This is a genomic window from Flavobacterium sp. (genome assembly GCF_025352425.1).
Taxonomy (GTDB): Bacteria; Bacteroidota; Bacteroidia; order Flavobacteriales; family Flavobacteriaceae; genus Flavobacterium.
In genome coordinates this window covers 1-2,963 of sequence record NZ_JANXTI010000068.1, presented here as the reverse complement: position 1 = coordinate 2,963, position 2,963 = coordinate 1, and the positions used below count along the sequence as shown (strand labels likewise).

General features: G+C 31.4%; 5 protein-coding genes. 4 read left to right on the top strand and 1 reads right to left on the bottom strand.

What is annotated here, in order from left to right:
• The first annotated feature begins 245 nt into the window (after positions 1-245).
• From Q0Q99_RS09295 to Q0Q99_RS09280, 4 genes are read left to right on the top strand one after another with little or no spacing between them, the layout of a single operon-like run.
• Positions 246-1,049, top strand: a complete 804-nt coding sequence (locus tag Q0Q99_RS09295; RefSeq protein WP_293894745.1) for a HipA family kinase — start codon at positions 246-248, stop codon at positions 1,047-1,049.
• Between the two features lies 1 nt (position 1,050).
• Complete coding sequence (locus Q0Q99_RS09290; RefSeq protein ID WP_293894742.1) at positions 1,051-1,947, top strand: hypothetical protein; 897 nt, start codon at positions 1,051-1,053, stop codon at positions 1,945-1,947.
• Positions 1,948-1,951: 4 nt separating this feature from the next.
• The gene (locus tag Q0Q99_RS09285; RefSeq protein ID WP_293894739.1) at positions 1,952-2,086 is read left to right on the top strand and encodes a hypothetical protein; all 135 of its coding nucleotides are present in this window, start codon (positions 1,952-1,954) and stop codon (positions 2,084-2,086) included.
• A 40-nt stretch (positions 2,087-2,126) separates the two neighbouring features.
• The gene (locus Q0Q99_RS09280) at positions 2,127-2,324 is read left to right on the top strand and encodes a hypothetical protein (RefSeq protein WP_293894736.1); all 198 of its coding nucleotides are present in this window, start codon (positions 2,127-2,129) and stop codon (positions 2,322-2,324) included.
• A gap of 22 nt (positions 2,325-2,346) precedes the next feature.
• Here Q0Q99_RS09280 and Q0Q99_RS09275 read toward each other — a convergent pair whose 3' ends face one another.
• Positions 2,347-2,469: a hypothetical protein gene (locus Q0Q99_RS09275; RefSeq protein WP_293894733.1), complete on the bottom strand. Its 123-nt coding sequence runs from the start codon at positions 2,467-2,469 to the stop codon at positions 2,347-2,349.
• Positions 2,470-2,963 lie beyond the last annotated feature (494 nt).

Below are 2,963 nucleotides of genomic sequence, written 5' to 3'. Positions count from 1 at the left end.
CAATGACTAATGCAGCCATCTTTTCATCTTTTACTAATTTATATATATAGGACGTAGTTACGCCCATTTCCAGTGCATAGTTCTTTATTGTTTGTAACTTTTCTATGTTTATTTTTTCTTTCATTTCGCAAATATAAGTTTATAGTTGCAAATTACAAACTAGTAACTAAACTATTTATTTTATATGTATTTATATCACATAGTGTGGTGAACACATATATTTGTGATTCATACATTCCCAAAATGTGAAAATTTTAGAAGCTACAAGATTTGAAGGTTCAGCATTCGGGGGTTCTACTATGCCGTGGAAAATGTATCTATTAGATGATGGTATAGAAGTGCCTTATATAGTCAAGTTTTTTTCAGAAAAATCTACCCTACAACAATTCCCCGTTTTTAAGGAAGTCATTAGTTGTGAATTAGCATCTCAACTTGACATAATAACTCCAAATTACGCTTTGGCGGATTTGGGACGAGACTTTATTGATATAGCTATCGGAGATGCAGAGAGGGCGTTTTTAAAAACAAAACATAACGGGCTTAAATTTGCTAGTTGCTATCAAGAACGAATGATGCAATATTCTCACAGTAAAAATATTATAAGCCCATACAATAGTGCAAAAGTTTTTGCCTTTGATTGTTTGCTTTTCAATCTTGATAGAGGACAAAGAAAGCCTAATATTCTAATTGATGATGACGGATATATGGCAATTGACCACGAGCAGGCATTGCCATTCATAGATACAACAAGGAACCTTTATGATTTGATAATAGAAAGATTTACCAATAGAAATATTCAATACGTCTATACTTCCCATTTGTTTTTTAGTTATCTTAAAGGATTACAGACGCATAAAAAGAAAGATTTATTTATTGAATTTCAGCAGGATTTAGAGAAGTTAAATATTGATAAAATAACGGCTATCATAAACGAACTTTCTATAAATGACATATCTTGCGACCATTCTTACAGGCTCATTGAGTACCTTCGCTTTGCAAAAAAAGAAGCAAAGCTTATTTGTGAAATAATATTGTCTGTTATAAATTAGTGTGAAAAAAGAAAAATATACATATTGTCTTTTAAAGTATAATCATTCCCAATTCCTGGGTGAACTGGTTAATATTGCCATTCTTGTATATTTTAATGACACAAAAAAATTGTATTTTGAATGCCCCGATCGTCTAATTAGACTTAAATTTACTTATTTAGACATTCCAGAAAAAACGATTAAATCATATTTAAGATCAATAAAGGAAAAGGTTTTAGCTATAAATAAAGACTTTTATACTTCTTATCAATTTTCGTTAGAGAATGGTATTGATAAATTTATTGAATCAGAAATTCTATTGAAGGATTCAACTTGCTTGGAATTTGGAGAATCAAAGGTTGGATTAAAATATATTGAAGATGAACGTGCAATAGTCGGTAGTTTATATAATCAATTCTTCTCTTATTTTGACAATAATAATATCGAGCCTGATAAGATAGACGAAGGGGTGCTTCTTAATAAATATAAGACGCTATTAAAAAAGTTTGATAAGAGTGTTTTAGATAAGAGTAATAAAAATATATATTTCGATTATAAAATAAACCCAACAGACAAAACGGAATTTAAATTTGATATAGCTTGGCAAAATGGTTCTTTAAACTTAGTTAAGCCTATTTCTTTTGATGTAAAAAAGCCAACTTCGATACAAAACAAATCGTATCGATTTTATGGAGAGTTTATAGATTTAGAGGCATTCGCTAGTAGTAAGAATTATAAATTTGATTTATTGATTTCAAAGCCAAGTTCTAAGGATTTATTTAAATACTACGACAATGCAATCAAATTACTAAGCAAGCCAAAAAATGTAGAGATAATATTAGATGAAAATATAGAAGAATATTCTAAAAAAACAGCCAAGTCGGTATTGGATAATAATGCACTGGATGAACCTTTTTGATATTATGGCAAAAGAAGATAAGAAAACACCAGTAGAGGCATCTAATGTATTTCACAACATTATGGCAGCATCAGTAAAGGGCAATCCTAAGCCTAAAGAGAAGGTAAAGGAAACAAAAAAAGCAACCACTAAAAAGTAGGTTGCTTTTTTTTATAACTTGCAGACTAAAATTACATTCAATGGCTCAACTATCAATAGCCCAATACATAAAGAATATGAATATAAGGCAGTCGTTGGCTTTTAATAAAAAAACGGGGTTGTATTGGTATAACTTTGAGTGGATTACTAAAGAGAAGTTAGATGAAGTTCTGCCAATAGAATTGTCCTATGCCGGTAATAGTAATAAAATAGAAAATAGAACCCCATTCACCAAGTAATTTTATTTTTTTGCTAATTTTTTTACAGAGAAGTAATGTGGTCTAACAGGTATATAGTTACCTGAAGAACACCAACATCGGCGAGATAAATATCATTTCTGTAAATACTGCCATTTGGTGTATACCCCAATGAAATATACCCCATTTTACGTTATTTAGTGTATATTTCAATGAAACATGCTCCCATTAACTCTCTTTGGTGCATTTCCCATTGCGGAATACACCCTTTAACGTTCAGGAGAGCATATTATTTTGCGGAATGCTCCCATTAACTCTCTTTGGAGCATTCCGCATTTCAGAATGCTCCCAGTAACTCTCTTTGGTGTATTCCGCATTTCAGAATGCTTCCATTAACTCTCTTTGGTGTATTCCGCATTTCAGAATGCTTCCATTAACTCTCTTTGGTGCATTCCGCATTTAAGAATGCTCCCATTAACTCTCTTTGGTGCATTCCGCATTTCAGAATGCTCCCATTAACTCTCTTTGGTGTATTCCGTATTTCAGAATGCTCCCATTAACTCTCTTTGGTGTATTCCGCATTTCAGAATGCTCCCAATAACATTATTCCCTACATTCTGAATTGCGGAATGCTTCCAGTAAAATAAAAACACCCTTTTTGAGAAATAAAAAATATTTATT